The following is a 16,771-nucleotide window of genomic DNA, read 5'->3' on the forward strand; positions in this document are numbered from 1 at the left end:
GTATTGTATTTTTCATAAATTTTAGTCCATTCAATAAAAAAATAAAGTGAAATTATGAAAGCAGAATCCCACTCAATCCGAAAAAATGTAAATCAGATTATCCTCTCTATGTTGATATCCTCCGGCTTCCTTCTTTCAGCCCTGGTATTTCTGCAAAATATCTCATTAGCAAAGCAGACTCCGGAATCAAAAATTGTATCACTTAAAGCTCATGGCAAACTGAAAAAAGCTATGGACTCAATTGATAAATACATTGGCAGTTGCAGAACGAATGAGACTTACAGCTGGGGATACAATGAAAAAGGATGTATTTTCACATTAATGGGAGAATATACTAAAGCCATCTACGCTTATCAGGAGTCTTTACGGTTCAGTGAGGGAGCATCTGATGACTTTATTACCCTGATGAATATGGGCAACCTTCAACACTCTCTCGGAGATTATTCGGATGCTATTTCATATTACGATGAGGCCATTATCAGAATGGACAGGAATGATCCCAGGGTACATTGGCTTAAGATGCATGTTGCATGGTCCGGATTTTATCTCTCACGGGGTGATACTATGACATTAAAACAAGTTTACAAAGAAACTAAACCGACACTCCATATAATAGAAAACAAACTCAACTCATTTAATAAAGGAAAAGCATATTCCCTGGCATCAAAAATTGCCTATCAATTGGGCAAATATAACAATGCGATAAAGTTGTCTAAAAAATACGCGAAAAAAAACCGTGATTCCGCAATGTTAAACTTAGCAGCAAACTTACTCTACTTAAAGAGGGAAGAAGAAGCAAATAGGGTTTTCCGTAAAGTTAATCTGAGAGATGTAGATAAAGCATTGCTTGCGCTATGGTATTGGTTGAATGGTGATGAAAAGCAGGCAAAAATCAACCTGGAAGGGTATTCTAATGATGCCGAAAAGGAAAAAGCATGGAAGCTCATACGTAACGACGAAATATTGCCTTACGATATGTGGAAAGAGGCAAGGAAGCAGAAATGGTTTATAGCAATGATTGGGCCCCTTACAACTGAATATTCGAATGCCTCTACTTATCGAAACAATCTGGGAGCAGCATGGAAAGCAAAGGGGAACTACGACAAGGCGATTGAATACTACGAGAAGGCGCTTAAATCTGATCTGAAGACATTCGGCGAAGATCATCCGAATGTTGCAACCTACCGAAACAATCTGGGAGCAACATGGAAAGCAAAAGGAGAATATGATAAGGCAATTGATTTCTACGAGATGGCATTGGATTCAGACCTAAAGAACTTTGGCGAAAACCATCCAAAAGTCGCAACCCGCTGGAACAATCTTGGAGAGGCATTGCGGGCAAAAGGAGAATACGACAAGGCAATTGGATATTATGAGAAAGCACTGAACTCAGACTTAAAATCATTTGGTGAAAATCATCCAAATATTGCCTCCTACAGAAACAACCTGGGAGTAGCCTGGAACGCAAAAGGAGAACACGACAAGGCAATTGATTATTTTGAGAAAGCGTTGAAGTCCGATCTGAAAACCTTTGGTGAAAATCACTCAAATGTTGCCACTTATAGAAATAACCTTGGAACTGCCTTGAATGCAAAAGGAGAATACTCCAAGGCAATTGAATACCTTGAGAAATCCTTATCCGTTATTCAAGTGAGGTTGGGTAGTGATCACCCCTACACAAAAACATTAAAAACCAATCTACGTCTAGCAAAAGAAGAAAAACCGGAGCAAGAAGGTGAGCTGAAACATACTACCGCACCTACAAGCATCAAAAAAAATTAATTTTGCAATGGATTACTTTGTACATAAAAATGAGTATTTTGTGTCACCGCATCCTTCAGGTTGCATAATTTATCAAAATTCTCAATTCAGGTTAAACAACCCAAAACATGGAAATACTGAATAGCACTACAGCACAGCATATCCTCATCGCATTTATTATAGGTATTATCAGTGCTTTCTCTTTACCGCTTGGCACTATTACTTCTGCATTCTGGAAACCAGGAGATCGAGCCATTGCGTTTTTAATGGCCTTTGGAGGAGGAGCCCTTTTAGCCGCGTTAACGATTGATTTAGTAGGATCTGCTCTTGAAAAAGGTCATTTTCATATTCTGGCATTAGGATGTATTATTGGAAGTTTTCTTTTCATCGGGTTAAACCATATCATCAATGACCATGGAGGGTTTTTACGGAAAGCCTCCACAACCCTATATTACATTCGCCGGAAAGGAAGAAAACGTTTTAAACGAATTCTTTCTCATGTGCGACGTATCGATTTATTTAACAATCTACCAGACGATGAAGTTGAAAAATTAGCATCTTGCTTAATTAGACAAGAATATCCTGAGGGAGCAATGATTTATCAAAACAGTGATCCCAGTAATTACCTATTTATTATTGAAAATGGCAAGGTCAATCTTCTTGACCCTGAAAATGAAATGACCCCTATTTGCAATTTGGAGAGAAATGATGTCTTTGGAGGTATGGCTTTTTTCACGGATTCTCCTCATGCTACAGGAGCTGTTGCCGCCACACATACCAGTATATGGCTGTTACCAAAGAATGAGTTTGAAAAACTTGTTCGAAACACACCAGATCTTTCTGAAAAATTAAGAAAATTCTTAACAGGAGATGAGGTCACCGAATATTTGACCAAACACCAGAACATGTCTTTAGAAATTTCAGAAAAACACTCAAACAGAATGATTCAGCACTACTGGGGGAAAGAACTGTCACAAAATGAAGAGCAGAAAACAGAAACAGAGTTTAAGACAATAATAGAAGGGATTAATCGTGTCCCTATTTTTCAAAAACTACCATCAGAAGAAGTTAATAAAATTGCACCACTCTTCTTTCGTAAACAACATCATAAAGGGTACACATTTTTTCATCAAGACGAACAAGCTGAGAGGTTGTACATTATTGAACGTGGAGAAGTAGAGATGATCGACCGTGAAAGTAAAACGAGGATGTTTATAACCTTAACTGATTATGATGCTTTTGGTGCCATGTCTTTCTTAACAGGAGCGCAGCACACAATGACTGCAGTAGCAGGTAAAGACACTACTGTCTGGGTTCTGCAAAAGCAGGATTTTGAGCGTTTACTGGAAATATGTCCTCAATTTACACGTGCAGTCGAGGACTATATTAAACAGGGTGAGGTTTCAGGCTATTTAACCATGAAACAACACTTCGATACCAACCAGGCTGCCCAGTGGACACATAAAGCGGTAAAAAACATGGAATCCGGAAAGCACATCCCATCTGCCAGGGAAATGATAGAAACTGCCAAAGAGCATACTGGGGCACCAATCGCGATCTGGCTTGGTATTTTCCTGGACGGTATCCCGGAGTCGTTAGTAATTGGCGCGTACATGATCCATTCAAGCCACATCAGCCTATCATTAATAGCTGGATTATTTCTTTCCAATTATCCTGAGGCATTATCGAGTTCCGTGGGAATGCGACAACAAGGTATGTCCTTTAAACGGGTATTGATAATGTGGACTTCTTTGATGATTTTTACGGGTATTGGCGCTGCTTTTGGAAACATGTTTTTCGCTAATGCCCCCGCAATGCTCTTTTCATTTATTGAGGGAATCGCCGCCGGTGCCATGTTGACCATGATAGCAGAAACCATGCTGCCGGAAGCTTACTTTAAAGGAGGCTCTATCGTTGGTATTTCCACCTTACTGGGATTTCTCACTCCAATTTATTTCAAAACAATGGAATAAAGATAACGACGGCATTGCAGAATCAACACACAATAACCCAAAAGGGTCACCCCTTTTCTCTGGGAGAAGCTTTCTCAGCGAACACAAAGAAAATATCGATGCAAACGAGGAGAGAACCGAATAAACAAAGTCAGGCCCGCCACACAGTACGTCGGTAAATGTCTACAATGTAAGTATGTGGTGAAGGCAACATACATTATGTTAATCCATCAAACAGCTTGCCGGACAAGCCAGAAGAACAGAGTGTGGTGAAAGGCCCGCCCAATAAACCGTCCAGTAAACAAAAGACTGTGCCGTTGCTGATACACCAAGGAACACAGGCATTAATGGTTGTCCTCCAGGAATGACACCAGAAATTGCAGCACCAGCACCAAATGACAAATTACTCAAAAATTCATGAGACGCAAGATAGCCAAAGTTTAAATCAGTAGTACCAAAATCATGAATACGCCTTGGTGGTATTAAACCGCTAGGGTCAATTAGTATAACCGGATTATTTTGTACATACGCATAGAGGTTAAGATCACCACCTGCAAATCCTATTGGGTCTTCACTGATAAATCTCCCCGTTTCAGAATCGTAGTACCTTGTCGTTACTCTGGGTGGCGGTGTGTATCCACCATCTACCCTTTCCACGTATGACAATATTTTAGCGCAAATCCTAACGTTTTGAACATTATCAATCATTTGGTCAACAAGCCACTTATGTGACAATGACATTGCCATCCACCCTTGTAAATCATCCCGGTTTTTTAGTAAGTCAAGAGATATAAACAGCTCAACAATAGCTGGCGAGGCATCCACCGGCAAACGAAGCCCCAACCCCGGGTCTCCATTATTTACCTGGTTGATACGCATATCATAATTATGCGTCCACCCATAAACCAATACGCTGTCCTGTAGATTAAGAGCGCTGTTATAAGAGCGACGAAATGACAATCCCGTCGGCGCCTGTCCTCCTGAAGATATATCAGTATGGTCAAATAGATATGCCCCTGTAGCCAAATCAACCGGTTCGATACTTGTCGGGTTTGATAAATAACCACTCTGGCTTAAATCAATACCATCACCTTCATAGCTTTCGACCAGTTCAGGATAATAATTGTATACATTACCAGGCACAGCGTTAAATCCGCCGGCGTAATCACCGCTTATTATCATTCCTATTGATAGATTCAATCCATTTTTCCATTTAGAAATATACCCGGTACCCTCCCATGTTCCGAAACCTATATTCAATTTACCATCACCGGGAAGAATAATCTTTCGACCAGCGTTGACAAGAGATTGTAATTCAACGATCTGCCCGGCCGAATAATTTACAATTTGAGACTGCACAGAAGCAAAATTACTGCTGTTAGCGTAAAACACCTTCTTGCCTTGAATATTAGTGGCATTTAACAGCTTAATGGTAGACACTCCGGGATGATCAGAACCCAGTTTCTGCTCTAAGACACAGTGTTCAAAAGAACTGGCAAGTGACCCGCTTATAAAAAAGTGGGCCTCTCTATCACTATCTCCTTCAAGAGTATTGCGACGTGAGAGAATGCTCACCGTAGTTGTTTTAATATCAATATAATAACCTGCTTCCTGGGCCATACGTCCAACATTGTGATGCCGTATAACAACTGTCCCGGCTAATTCACTTAGAACCCGATCCGTCAGACTTACCTGCTTCATCCATGTCAGCCCCATAACATTAAGAGATTCCCCCAGTACATGCTCGGCAGTATCAGGTTCACCTAAGTACAGTTGTTTACTTAATAATTTTTGTCTCTTATCCAATAGCCCGTTTGAAGCGCCCCCATAATTTGAAATGATCGCGTAAGTTGCCCCACTTTCATTATCATACGTAGAACTTTCATCTATATAAGTGCCTCCATTGGTCGCGTAGGGGTGGTCAATATATATAATCATATCGTACTTATTGCCTAAAGTTGTCGGTGTACCTGACGCAATCAACGCACCCTCCAAACGCAGTTCGGGATGATTATCTCCCGATGCATAGGTAATAGTCAAACGTTTCGCTCCAATCGCAGGAATTTCTAAAGTATGATCAATACCAACATGTTCTATACGCAGGGAAGCAATATGAGTGGACGGAATGTCAGTCCATGTCACAATATTGCTAATTGTATGTGGTAAAGTTAACCCGACTTTCGCTATTCGAGGTATTTTGACGATCTAAGTCTTTATAAATCAACAAAAACACCCTAAAGTCTACACTACAAGTTGCAATCTCTCTACTTCACGATAGCCTCCAAATTAGATGTAATTTTCGGTGGTGGTTGTTTGGGCAAATTAAATTTCATTTGACTCAGTAACATTTTGTGTTCCTTTTCAGGTTGTGTATATCGAGTCAATACGAGCTGCTTTCCATCAGTAGTCGGAAAATGTACATCAAGCATTTGCATCTTCTTAAACTTTTCTATTACGGCCCTTGGTGTTAGTCCTGGAGCTAACCACTTTAACCTCTGCTTAAGCGTAACATTTAAACAATAGGCCTGAAACGCAACAAAAATATGTGCCTCTATTCTTGTGTCTTTCTGATGATGAATTGGACGTATTAACAAGTCACCTTTCATCTCTTTAAACGCCTGCTCTACTTCTCCCAATAACATATACTGCTTCCAAAGTAGCCCAGGATCTGTAGCCGTCAAATTAGATCGAAGCAAATACTTTCCTTCCTTTCTCATCACTTTGCGAAGCTTGTCTTTGTCCAAGCTGAAGGTAAATGTCTCTTTGTTAACTACTTCCTTTGCATCAGGCAAATTGATCTTTACCAACGAGTATGCTCGTCCCGCTTCTTTCTTGGCCGCCCCTATCTTTAATAGCAATTTGTCTCTGCTGTTGCTCTGATCCTGCAACTGCTTTAACCTCTCCAATAGTTTCCTTAGCCTACGTCTACGCATAGCCCTCTCTTTGTTTACACGGTCTGCACTCTCCACCAATACATACAGCTCTCCATCATCCTTGAGTAACTTTACTTTTACTTTGTCTCGGACTTCTTCCCACGGTTTGTCTAAAAACTTTTTTTCAAGCTTGGTCAATCTACCCTTGGGAGTACCTATGAGATATTTTATCGGATACTCTGAACCTTTCATCTTCTCTATTGTTTCATCCGTTGGAATCCCTCTATCCATCAACCACGTACGATTTGATTTCCCATATTGCCCTTCAACCTTTTGCAAAAACATTTCAAGCGTGTTGGAGTCTTTCGTATTGCCTGGCATCACTTCATACGCCAAAGGGAAGCCCTCTGGAGTTACAATAAGAGCTATCACTACCTGTACGCAGTCTGACCTCTTATCTCTACTATATCCAAACTTCCGTAGTCCTGCACCAGGTGGGTCACATTCAAAATATGTACTGGTCAGATCATAAAGTAAAATGTCAAACCTGGCATTGAACATGTTATGCCATCTCTGCCTGAGAAATGAGAAAAGATCTTCTTTATGCTCAACGAGTTTGTCGAGACAACGATACAATTTATCCTTTTGGACTAAACCATAGTCTTCGCCTAATAGATCTGCCATGGCACTTTGTTCATACCACAATCTATGTAAACGCCACTCACTTCCGGGGTCTATTAATCGATAGGCAGTGAGTGTCTTAAAAACATTTAGCCAGCGTGTTCCTTTTCTACCAGGTAATAGTTTGCCTGACCAGAACTGATCTAGTTCTAAGAGATCCCATAGCTCGCAAAACAACCAGCACGCTCCCCACTGACGAGGGTTTTTAATTTGTAATTCATTTAATTTTACATGTATCGCATTCTGAGTTTCGTTGTGTGAAGGAGAGAGTGTGTCTTGAGGGAAAAGATGCATTTGCCTGGGTTGTTCTTGCCCGTCTTCAAATACCTCTATTGCTTTACGCCATGTGTCTTGTTGGTTATCACTTATTTCGCCAAGGTAGAGAACTTGGCGTTGGACAATACGACCAGAGCTTGTTCGCTTGTTTTCGACTATGTTCCAGTACCTATGGTTCTTACCATTTTTAAATCGTTCGTTGCATCTTAGAAACATGATGAGGGTATTATTGCAGAAAGGAATTAAGAAAAAAAGGGGGTAGGTCTACACTACAACGGGTTTTTGCCTGTTTTGGGACTTCTTGAAAAGCTGGATCCTTTATTTACATGGACTTACGTTTTGGTAAACTCAAAAATTTTCCAAAATTTCTTAAATTTAGTCGCGAATAGCGAAGGTTGGGTTAACTGAAGCTGAATGTCTGTTAGTTTTTTCTGGATGATTTCGTTGCCCCCTATGATCCCTTTGACACTGGCATTAGGGTATGACAAAAGCGGTATCCACAAAAACCTAACTGGACGTTTCTGATTAAGGTTAAATATAAAAGAAAGAAGTATGTTCAAGTCTGAAACATAGCCACTAAACTTGCGTTTTAAAATTAATAGAATATAATAAGCTTATATTGAATAGGCTGAAGAAATATCAAATGAAAAGGAGAGAAAAAAATGGAAACTATCTATGAAGGGCATTGGTACCATTCACATGAGAATTCGATCTCGTTAAGGCAGTGCGGACTATACAAAGATAAGATGGAGCATCCAGGTCACACGTATGATGACGATATTACGGACGCAAGTCATATTGACGATCGTGTTGCGGATAAAGGAAACGAGAGAGTCATAAGCGGCAATGAAATAACCGTGAGTATCCAGGAGTTTTTAGAAGTTGGAATGAAGTATAAAATAAGTATTGATGTTAGAGATGACTCGTACAATCTTCGGATTGAGAACACCTGAGCAAGCAATTATCACTTACAGTTACTTTGTCAGAAGAAGACCACACGGAGAGTATATATTCTATGAATATTAAATCTTGATCTATTTACATTTTTGCCGGAACAATCATGACGGGACATGGAGAGCTGCGTACTACACGTTCAGCAACACTTCCTAAAAAGAAATGTTTTACTCCGGTCCTTCCATGAGTTGACATTACGATCAAACTAACATTGCTACTTTTTGCAAATTGAATAATTTCATGATAGACAGATTTCTTTGGTTTAATAACAACCGTTTCAACGGGCAAACCGGCAAATTGTTGTTCCGCAATTTGCCGGATTTTCTCTGAAGCTTGTTTATATGCCTTTTCCAACACTCCCTTTTTGTCCTGAATTGCCAATCCATATTCAAATTTAATATCTGCAGGCGGGACAACATCAATTATTTTCAACAAGGTAATTTTACTCTGCTCATTTCCTGAAAGCTTGAACTGCTCCTTCGCATAATCAAATGCGGATCCAGCCTCTTCTGAAAAATCTGTTGTCACTAGAATATGTTTCATCTTTTTTTCTCCTCCAATGTTCTACAAGTTATCGTTCAATATCGTACTTATCCTATAATAATATTCTTCTTTGTCAAGACAGATATGAATGGAAAAACTGTTCTTATTCAATAAATTGGCAAACGTTAACCCTCTCCTTGCGAATGAAGGGATTAATGTTTATTTACCATTATTTGGATAACACTTCCAATAATCATCAACATCTTTCTGGATAGTGTTTATCACACCCACCTGTTTGACCGGCTCAAACAGGTGATCATATCTGTTTTGTGTTTTGAGGTACTCCTCTACCGGTTTAAATTCTGGTACTACCGTGTGCTCAACAACTCCATCAACCGCCTCTTTAAGCGGCCATATACCAGTCTGTACCGCCAACTTCCCAACTTCTACAGATTTTGAAGCACCATAAGACCATCCCGGAGGGCAAGGTGAAAAAGTAATGAAAAGTTTTGGGCCTTTTATCATGGAAGCCTTTTCAAATTTGCTTGAGAGATCTGTAGAGTGTGATGGTGAAATAGTAGCAATATAAGGAGGCTTTTGTGATCTCCATATTTCAAACAGGTCTTTTTTCCTCTGGATAGTGCCTTCAGGGTTAGACTTGCCTGGAAAAGATGTATTTGTCTTTGAACCAAACGGTGTAGCGCTCGACATCTGAAAGCCGGTATTAGAAAACGCCTCATTATCATAACAGAAATAATAAAAATCCAATCCTCTATGTATTGCCGCAGAAGTGGATTGCAACCCTATGTCATTTGCCGTACCATCTCCCGTGAGGACAACAACCTTCAAGTCTTCATCATCTCTGAGTTTTCCTTTTTTGATAAGTATATCCAGTGCGTCCCTTATACCCTGGGCCCCTGCCGGCGCGCAGGCCATCGCGGTATACATCCATGATGATTCGAAAGGTGAATAAGGATAAACGGAAAGCAGTGTGAAGCAGCCGGCAGCGTTTACAATAACGACATTCCTGCCCAGGACCTTATGTGCTAACCTTAACGCTAAAAGCCCACCACAACCAGCACATAAGGGTGTTCCAGGTGCAATATGCTCTTCCGTAGAGATATCCTTGTAATTTTTATAATGCCTGGTTTCCATGTTAATAAAACCTAAATTGATCGATTACTGTACAAAGTTGTAAGGACTGTTTCCCAAACAGCCTTTATTGTGCCGCCAGTCTGGGAAACTAGCCCTACAATTAATAATTCTACTGTGTTGCCTTTTAGATAAAATACCTGGGTAAAGAATGCTTAAATTATTGTATTCACTCCTCTCTTTCGAGAGGACTCCAGCTCTGGAATCCTCTCGAAAGAGAGGAGTGACATCAGATCAGGACAAACATCCGCTTGACTTTATATCTTCCCCGCAATTTTCTGTAATTTGTCTATTTGACGCAAATCTTTTTCAGTATAAAGCAGTTGAGTTTCAGGAATTATTCCGGTTTCTACACTTTTTTTCATTTCATCAATTATGTAACGGAATTCCACCAGACTGATATCTTTACCACCCAACCCTCCAATAAAAGAGAGTAGTACATCAGGCCGTTGTTTTTCGTGATATAGAGTCTCTGATATATCATTAAAGAAGATCCCGCCTGACCCCGGACTGATATTCTGATCAATAACTGCCACTGCTTTCTTACCATTCAGGAATAATCTGAGTTCTGTCTTTGGAAAAGGTCTGATAAGCCTCAACCTCAGAAGCCCAACCCTTAAACCTTTTTCCCTGAAACTCTTTACTGCCGCCTTACCTTTAATGGCAAAAGAGTTACTCATTACCAGAACATATTCAGCACCTTCCATCATAAACGCCTCAACGGCCGGATACGATCTGCCAAATATCTCTTTAAAATCATTTGCAACCTCTTTATATACCTCTATGGCATTTAAGGAAGCTAAATGCAGTTGATACTTGAAGTACGAATAGGCACTCCCTCCCAGCACAGCTACTCCTTGTGCCATAGGCTTTGATGCCTTAAAGAATGCGTGCTTTGGGTGATATTCAGGTAGAAATTTCCTTATTTCATTGCTATCATGTATTAACACAGGCTCTCTGGTAAACGAAAGATAAAACCCGTCCATATTAATCAAAACAGGCAAGAGCACCCTTTCATCTTCTGAAATTCTGTATGCCATTAATATCGTGTCCAGAATTTCCTGGCAGGTTTCTACATGTATTTGAATAATGCCGGTATCCCTTGCAGAGAGTATATCATTATGGTCTGGTTCCAATGTGATTGGAGCTGAAATCGCACGTGACACATTAATGAGAACCAGAGGCACGCGCCATCCGGCAATATTATACAGCATTTCGAAACCATACAATAAGCCCTGGCTGGATGTTGCAGAGAACACCCTTGCACCGGTAGCGGCGGCAGTACCCGCAGCAGTTATCATTGAGTGCTCAGAATCCATATTAGTAAATTTTGCATTCATCACTCCATTATTTATCCACTTAGAAAGCGATTCTATTATCTCTGTCTGAGGAGTGATGGGAAAAGCCGGTACATAATCAACCTCTGCGAGTCTGGCCCCCCATGCTGCAGCGAGATTCCCGGTTAACATCTCTTTTACCATGCCCTTACCTCACGTTCTTTTGTAATAACCTTTTTTGGACATTCGTCCATACAGGTAAAACAACCTTTGCAGTTGTCGTAATCAATATGAGGATAACCGGATTCATCAAGAGAGATACAGCTATGAGGACAGTGAACAAAGCACGCTCGGCACCTGGAACACCTGTCATGATCAATAACGGGTTTGAAAAATCTCCAATTACCGGTTTTTTTCATAATTGTATTTCCACTCTCATATACTCTGGCTGACCCAACTCTGGCATCAGCATATTCCAACTGTACTACTTTATTTTCATTTTCTTCCTCTGAAAATTTTAAATCAGGAGAAGAGATGGACGGTGTGTTGTCAAAGCAGGTAAGAGCAGCCTGGACATTTTTATCAATAACCTCTTTTTTCAGGTTTATATCAGTCAACTCTTTGATGACGGCCTCTTGTAAATAATCTCTTGAAATAATTCCTGTCAATTTACATGCTGAAGCTGCCGCAACGCTGCTGAGAACTGGTTTGTTTATAATCTTCAGCGCAATATCTGTTATATCAACTACAGCAATTTTTCCACTTACCTGATACGTATCTTTAACATGTGAAGCTGTATAGTGGGTGTTAACAAATGTTATTGTACCATCCCAAGTTCCCTGTAACACATTTGCCGCACTATCTTTCAGTAATGTTTCATCTGCTATAATATTGATATCAGGATTAACAATTATACCCCTCTCCAGTATGGGATTATCAGAGAGTCTCGTAAAAGCAATAATCGGAGCCCCTCTTCTCTCCGCACCATATACGGGAAAATCCTGGGCAAAATATCCCCCGATAAATGATGCAGTACCTACTATCCTGCTGGCAGTCTTCATACCCTGCCCACCTCTACCGTGAAATCTTATATTCTTTAGAATTGTATTTTTGTTTTGTACCATTAGTATTTTAACAATATACGAACAGCACGGACAAGTGAATTTGTCCACGTCGTCCATGTGTATCCAAGACTGGAATCCTCTCGAAAGAGAGGACTATTGTCAGGACCAAATTATTTTTTCTCTCCATACAGTATCAGTTAGCTTTCTATTTCAAGATAACCCTTGCATCAACAGCTTTAACGGATTTTTCATAAGCAAATAACGGGTTAAGTTCCACTTCCTTTATAATACTACAGTTTGTTACTAACTCAGAAATACTAATAATTGTTTTAGCCACTTGTCCTATATCAATTTTCCTGGCACCTCTATAGCCCGACAGAACAGGATACGCTTTAATCCCATTTATCATCTCAAGTGCTTCAGCTTCAGTTACCGGTGCAATCCTGAAGGATACATCTTTATAGAGTTCTACAAACACTCCTCCCAGACCAAACATTACTGCCGGACCAAACTGTTCATCACAAATGCCGCCTACGATTAGTTGAGTTGCCTCAGGTATCTGTTTTTGTAAGAAAACCCCCTCTACCTCGGCATCTGGCACGTTTTTTTTCAGATTATCTATAGCCTTATAATAATTCATCTCCACTTCCTCTACATTTTTTAGATCAATAAACACACCTCCAACATCACTCTTATGCTGTGCGTCTTGTGAAGCGATCTTCAAAACAAGAGGAAATCCGATTTCCTTAGATACTGCCACCGCATCTTCAACAGTTTTAACTAAGGCGTAATCAGGCACATCAATCCCATACAACTCAACCATCGCCAGAGATTCATCAGGAAGTGCGGCTATTCTGCCAGAAGCCACGATCTTATCTACAATCTTTTCCACTTCACGGTTTTTTGAAGTTTCAACAACCATCCATTTTTCCTCTCTCTACCAGAACATTCATAGCTTTCACCGCCCTTTCAGGTGACATGAATACGGGGATATTTTTTGATTCAAATTTTTCTTTGGTTTTCTTAGTATAGACGCTTTTAATTGTACAAACGACAACTGGTTTTCCTGATTCCTTTGCTCTTTCTGAAATAACATCAACCACACCTTCCGTCATGGCAGGTGGAGGCATTAACGGGATTATTATCGCGGCATCATAAAAATCATTGTCTACGAATGCTGTTTTCAACGCAATCCCGAAGTCTTTATCGCCGGCACTCCCGGTAAGGTCAATTGGATTATTAAAGATGAAAAACTCTGGAAAATGTTCAGAAAGATACTCTCTGATCCCGGGAGGAGTTTGCGCAAGATTCAGTCCCGTATCACTACACATATCTGAAACTGCGACTCCAAATCCTCCTCCATTGGTTATTACTAGAATCTTATTTCCCCTTGCCGGTTTTTGCATCAGGAGCACTTTACAAGCGTCAAGAAACTCTTCAAGATTGTAAACCTCCAGAACTCCTGATTTTCTAAATGCAGCTTTGTAAATTTCATACCTACCGGCAATAGCTCCAGTGTGAGACCTTGCCGCGTTAATCCCCGATTCTTGTCTACCGACCTTCAATACAACTATATGCTTATAGCAGGAGCAGAGCCTGGATGCACGGATAAACCTTCTTCCATCATCAACAGATTCCATATAGATCCCTATTACACGCGTAGAGTCATCTCCGGTTAAATACTCGATCAACTCTGATTCTCCAACGTCAACACGGTTGCCGTAACTTACAAATTTAGATACTCCAATACCTTCAAGATATAACATATCCAGCATGGAAGCAGCATATGATCCACTTTGAGACAAAATGCTCAGATGCCCTCTTGAAGGACGTTTTATCTTTGACCAGGGAAGAAAGAATGTACTGAAATTTGAGTAATTGTTCAGAACACCCAAGCAGTTAGGGCCAATTATTCGAATATTATTTTCCCTGCAAATTTTTTTTATTTCGGCTTCGAGAACTATCCCTCTCTTTCCTGTCTCAGCAAATCCACCACTTATAATCACCACATTATTAATTTTTCTCTCTATATGCTGGCTGAGAATTTCAGGAATATGTTCGGAAGAGATTGTAATTATTGAAAGATCTATGTTATCTTCATAATCAAGAATTGAAGGACAACACTTGAGACCAAACACTTTTTCGTAATGAGGATTTACAGGGACAATCGTCCCTTTGTAACCCATTTCAAATAGGTTATTAAAAATTGCGGATGTGATATTCAGTTCATTCTCTGTCGCTCCAATTATCGCTATAGACTGAGGATTGAAAAACTTATCTAAACTCATTTTGTAAACGCTTCCGCTCTCTTTATCGTGTACCCTGAGCACTCCATATCTCTCTAAATGTCAGAGCATCTAAAGGTTAAAGCGATGAGTTACAGCAGACAAAAAGAAACCATGCCTCCTTTAACCCATAGCCTTTTCCTCATCTTACCCGTAACCCGCAAAAGGAGAAAAACATAATAAATCGTTATCAATCCATATCATCAACATCCTTGTCCGCACAATCAATACAGCGGTCTGCAAAAGGGATTGCTTTGAGCCTTTCCGGGGAGATATTCTTTTTACATAATGTACAAATCCCATATTCATTTCGTTCAATGCGCTCAAGTGCCGCATCTATTTTTTCTAATTCTGAACGTGCAAGGCCGCCTAGAGCTTCCAATACATCATCATTCTCGCGCTCCAATGCCTGCTCTCCGGAATCGGGATCCGGCGCGCCATTAGTATGCAGTATATCTTGATCTACCTTGTTCAAGCGACCCTTTATTTCATCGCGCCTATCAATAAGTTTCCTGCGAATCTGATCATATTTCTTCATGTTAACCTCCCACTCGTTATCTTTTTCTGAGAATATATTTTGCAGTTAGATGCTGAAAATATATATTAATGATATCTACTTCTCTTTCACACTGATTCTCTTTCCTCACAAATATTATATCAAAGTTCGGAATTAATTGTTACCTATTTAAAGAAGCTACATACATAACCTGGCTATCAATTGATCTACTATGAGAGTTGGTGATAGACGGCTGGTTTTACATAACAAGTCGGCTTCAAGCATATACTTCCATTTTTCAGGCATTTCCTCCTCTTTAAAATTCCGAGCCTGCTTTATCATTTTATCAACAAATGGCCGATTTACAGTAGTTTTTTCTAAAACATCATTTTTATTTCCACCCTTGTCAAGGACCCTGATAATTTTCCATAAATCTTTCATTCTTTTATGTGCTGAAATTACGATAGTAATCGCAATTGATTTTGGATCAAACGTGATAGTTTTACGCTCGTTCTCCATACCAATATTAAAAATATTTTCTGCCATTTTTACAGCGGAGATACTGTTTTTCATACCAATAGCATCAAGCAGGTTGAAAAGTTTCTCTCTATGGCCAACCCCCGAGAACATTTTAATATCTTCTATGGAAATTTCCTTCCTGTCACCGACAAAAATTGATAATGCATCCAGTTGCCTATCAATAATTGCAAGGCTGTTTCCTGTCCTTTCCATGAGGCAAAATGCAGATTTCAGGTTCATAGTTTTATCATAATTCCCGGCATGCATAACAATCCATTTCGTTAATTCACTGTCATACTCCGGTTTCTTTGTTTCCCATGGCGCAGGTCTGTCAAACAGTTGGCCACATTCAATGAGAATACCTTGTTTGCTGTTCATAGCTTTCGCTATTCTCGTTCTTTTATCTATTGACAAAACTTCTAAAACCAGGCAGTTAATTCTAAAAGGATTTTTAATGTATTCAGAAATTCTTTCCTGATATTTAACCAGGAGGTTGTCAGCATTCTCAACTATTAACAGCTTATGCTTTCCAAACATAGGAGCAGTTTTTGCTTCATCGATAATATCATTAAACAAAGTAGAAATTTTAACGTTTTGTGCAGCACCACCCTGGGACTGATTGACGGTAAAATTACTGCCCGTGTCTTTACCATTAAATTCGATCAAACCTTCTTTGACTCCTCCATCCATAAAAAATCGTCTTTTGATCCCGGACAAAGCCTGTTTTTTTTGGAAATACTCGTTTCCACTTATTAGATAAACAGGTAAGTTACTTGTTTTATTATACTTGTGTATAAAATCGGTAAATTTCATAGCAATATTCTAAAAAGTTTATATTCTGAAACATTATGGTAAATGTATTGTCAAAATATTCAATTAAAAAATCAGCTTTTTTTCTCAAAGATATTGACATAATTAAACTTATGTGTATAATTAGCTGCAATTTGATACCCAGATTTATAGTCAAATACGGTTTTTGAGAATTATAATTGTTTTGG

Annotated in this window: 13 protein-coding genes; 3 read left to right on the plus strand and 10 right to left on the minus strand. The window is 39.6% G+C overall.

The features are described from left to right. Nucleotides 1-54: 54 nt before the first annotated feature. Both SCALIN_RS09200 and SCALIN_RS09205 read left to right on the plus strand, forming a co-directional pair. Entirely contained in the window at nucleotides 55-1,782 is a 1,728-nt protein-coding gene (locus tag SCALIN_RS09200) for a tetratricopeptide repeat protein (RefSeq protein ID WP_096894208.1), read from the plus strand. A gap of 107 nt (nucleotides 1,783-1,889) precedes the next feature. Further along, nucleotides 1,890-3,734 (plus strand): cyclic nucleotide-binding domain-containing protein, encoded by a 1,845-nt coding sequence (locus SCALIN_RS09205; RefSeq protein WP_096894209.1) that lies wholly within the window; start codon nucleotides 1,890-1,892, stop codon nucleotides 3,732-3,734. A 201-nt stretch (nucleotides 3,735-3,935) separates the two neighbouring features. On the opposite strand, the gene SCALIN_RS09210 is transcribed toward SCALIN_RS09205, so the two are convergent. Both SCALIN_RS09210 and SCALIN_RS09215 read right to left on the minus strand, forming a co-directional pair. Continuing rightward, nucleotides 3,936-5,855 carry an RHS repeat-associated core domain-containing protein gene (locus SCALIN_RS09210; RefSeq protein ID WP_203415414.1) on the minus strand — a complete coding sequence of 640 codons (1,920 nt, stop codon included), beginning with the start codon at nucleotides 5,853-5,855 and terminating at the stop codon, nucleotides 3,936-3,938. Between the two features lie 122 nt (nucleotides 5,856-5,977). Next, entirely contained in the window at nucleotides 5,978-7,759 is a 1,782-nt protein-coding gene (locus SCALIN_RS09215) for an IS1634 family transposase (RefSeq protein WP_096894210.1), read from the minus strand. A 446-nt stretch (nucleotides 7,760-8,205) separates the two neighbouring features. Here SCALIN_RS09215 and SCALIN_RS09220 point away from each other — a divergent pair, with 446 nt between their 5' ends. After that, nucleotides 8,206-8,496 (plus strand): hypothetical protein, encoded by a 291-nt coding sequence (locus SCALIN_RS09220; protein ID WP_096894211.1) that lies wholly within the window; start codon nucleotides 8,206-8,208, stop codon nucleotides 8,494-8,496. A gap of 85 nt (nucleotides 8,497-8,581) precedes the next feature. On the opposite strand, the gene SCALIN_RS09225 is transcribed toward SCALIN_RS09220, so the two are convergent. The 8 genes from SCALIN_RS09225 to holA all read right to left on the minus strand — a co-directional run bounded on the left by SCALIN_RS09225 (nucleotide 8,582) and on the right by holA (nucleotide 16,586). Beyond that, complete coding sequence (locus tag SCALIN_RS09225; protein WP_096894212.1) at nucleotides 8,582-9,040, minus strand: universal stress protein; 459 nt, start codon at nucleotides 9,038-9,040, stop codon at nucleotides 8,582-8,584. A 159-nt stretch (nucleotides 9,041-9,199) separates the two neighbouring features. Next, the gene (locus SCALIN_RS09230) at nucleotides 9,200-10,135 is read right to left on the minus strand and encodes a thiamine pyrophosphate-dependent enzyme (RefSeq protein ID WP_096894213.1); all 936 of its coding nucleotides are present in this window, start codon (nucleotides 10,133-10,135) and stop codon (nucleotides 9,200-9,202) included. A gap of 254 nt (nucleotides 10,136-10,389) precedes the next feature. After that, nucleotides 10,390-11,613, minus strand: a complete 1,224-nt coding sequence (locus SCALIN_RS09235; RefSeq protein WP_096894214.1) for a pyruvate synthase — start codon at nucleotides 11,611-11,613, stop codon at nucleotides 10,390-10,392. Next, entirely contained in the window at nucleotides 11,607-12,590 is a 984-nt protein-coding gene (locus tag SCALIN_RS09240) for a 2-oxoacid:acceptor oxidoreductase family protein (protein WP_096894215.1), read from the minus strand. The genes SCALIN_RS09235 and SCALIN_RS09240 overlap by 7 nt, the downstream gene beginning before the upstream one ends. Nucleotides 12,591-12,678: 88 nt before the next feature. Continuing rightward, entirely contained in the window at nucleotides 12,679-13,395 is a 717-nt protein-coding gene (locus SCALIN_RS09245; protein WP_096894216.1) for an acetate--CoA ligase family protein, read from the minus strand. Next, a complete protein-coding gene (locus SCALIN_RS09250) occupies nucleotides 13,385-14,761 on the minus strand; it encodes an acetate--CoA ligase family protein (protein ID WP_133111799.1) in 1,377 nt (458 codons plus the stop codon). The genes SCALIN_RS09245 and SCALIN_RS09250 overlap by 11 nt, the downstream gene beginning before the upstream one ends. A gap of 187 nt (nucleotides 14,762-14,948) precedes the next feature. Beyond that, nucleotides 14,949-15,296 (minus strand): TraR/DksA family transcriptional regulator, encoded by a 348-nt coding sequence (locus tag SCALIN_RS09255; protein WP_096894218.1) that lies wholly within the window; start codon nucleotides 15,294-15,296, stop codon nucleotides 14,949-14,951. A gap of 156 nt (nucleotides 15,297-15,452) precedes the next feature. Beyond that, nucleotides 15,453-16,586: a DNA polymerase III subunit delta gene (gene holA, locus SCALIN_RS09260; protein ID WP_096894219.1), complete on the minus strand. Its 1,134-nt coding sequence runs from the start codon at nucleotides 16,584-16,586 to the stop codon at nucleotides 15,453-15,455. Between the last annotated feature and the right edge of the window lie 185 nt (nucleotides 16,587-16,771).

It is taken from the genome of Candidatus Scalindua japonica, assembly GCF_002443295.1.
GTDB classification, from domain to species: domain Bacteria; phylum Planctomycetota; class Brocadiia; order Brocadiales; family Scalinduaceae; genus Scalindua; species Scalindua japonica.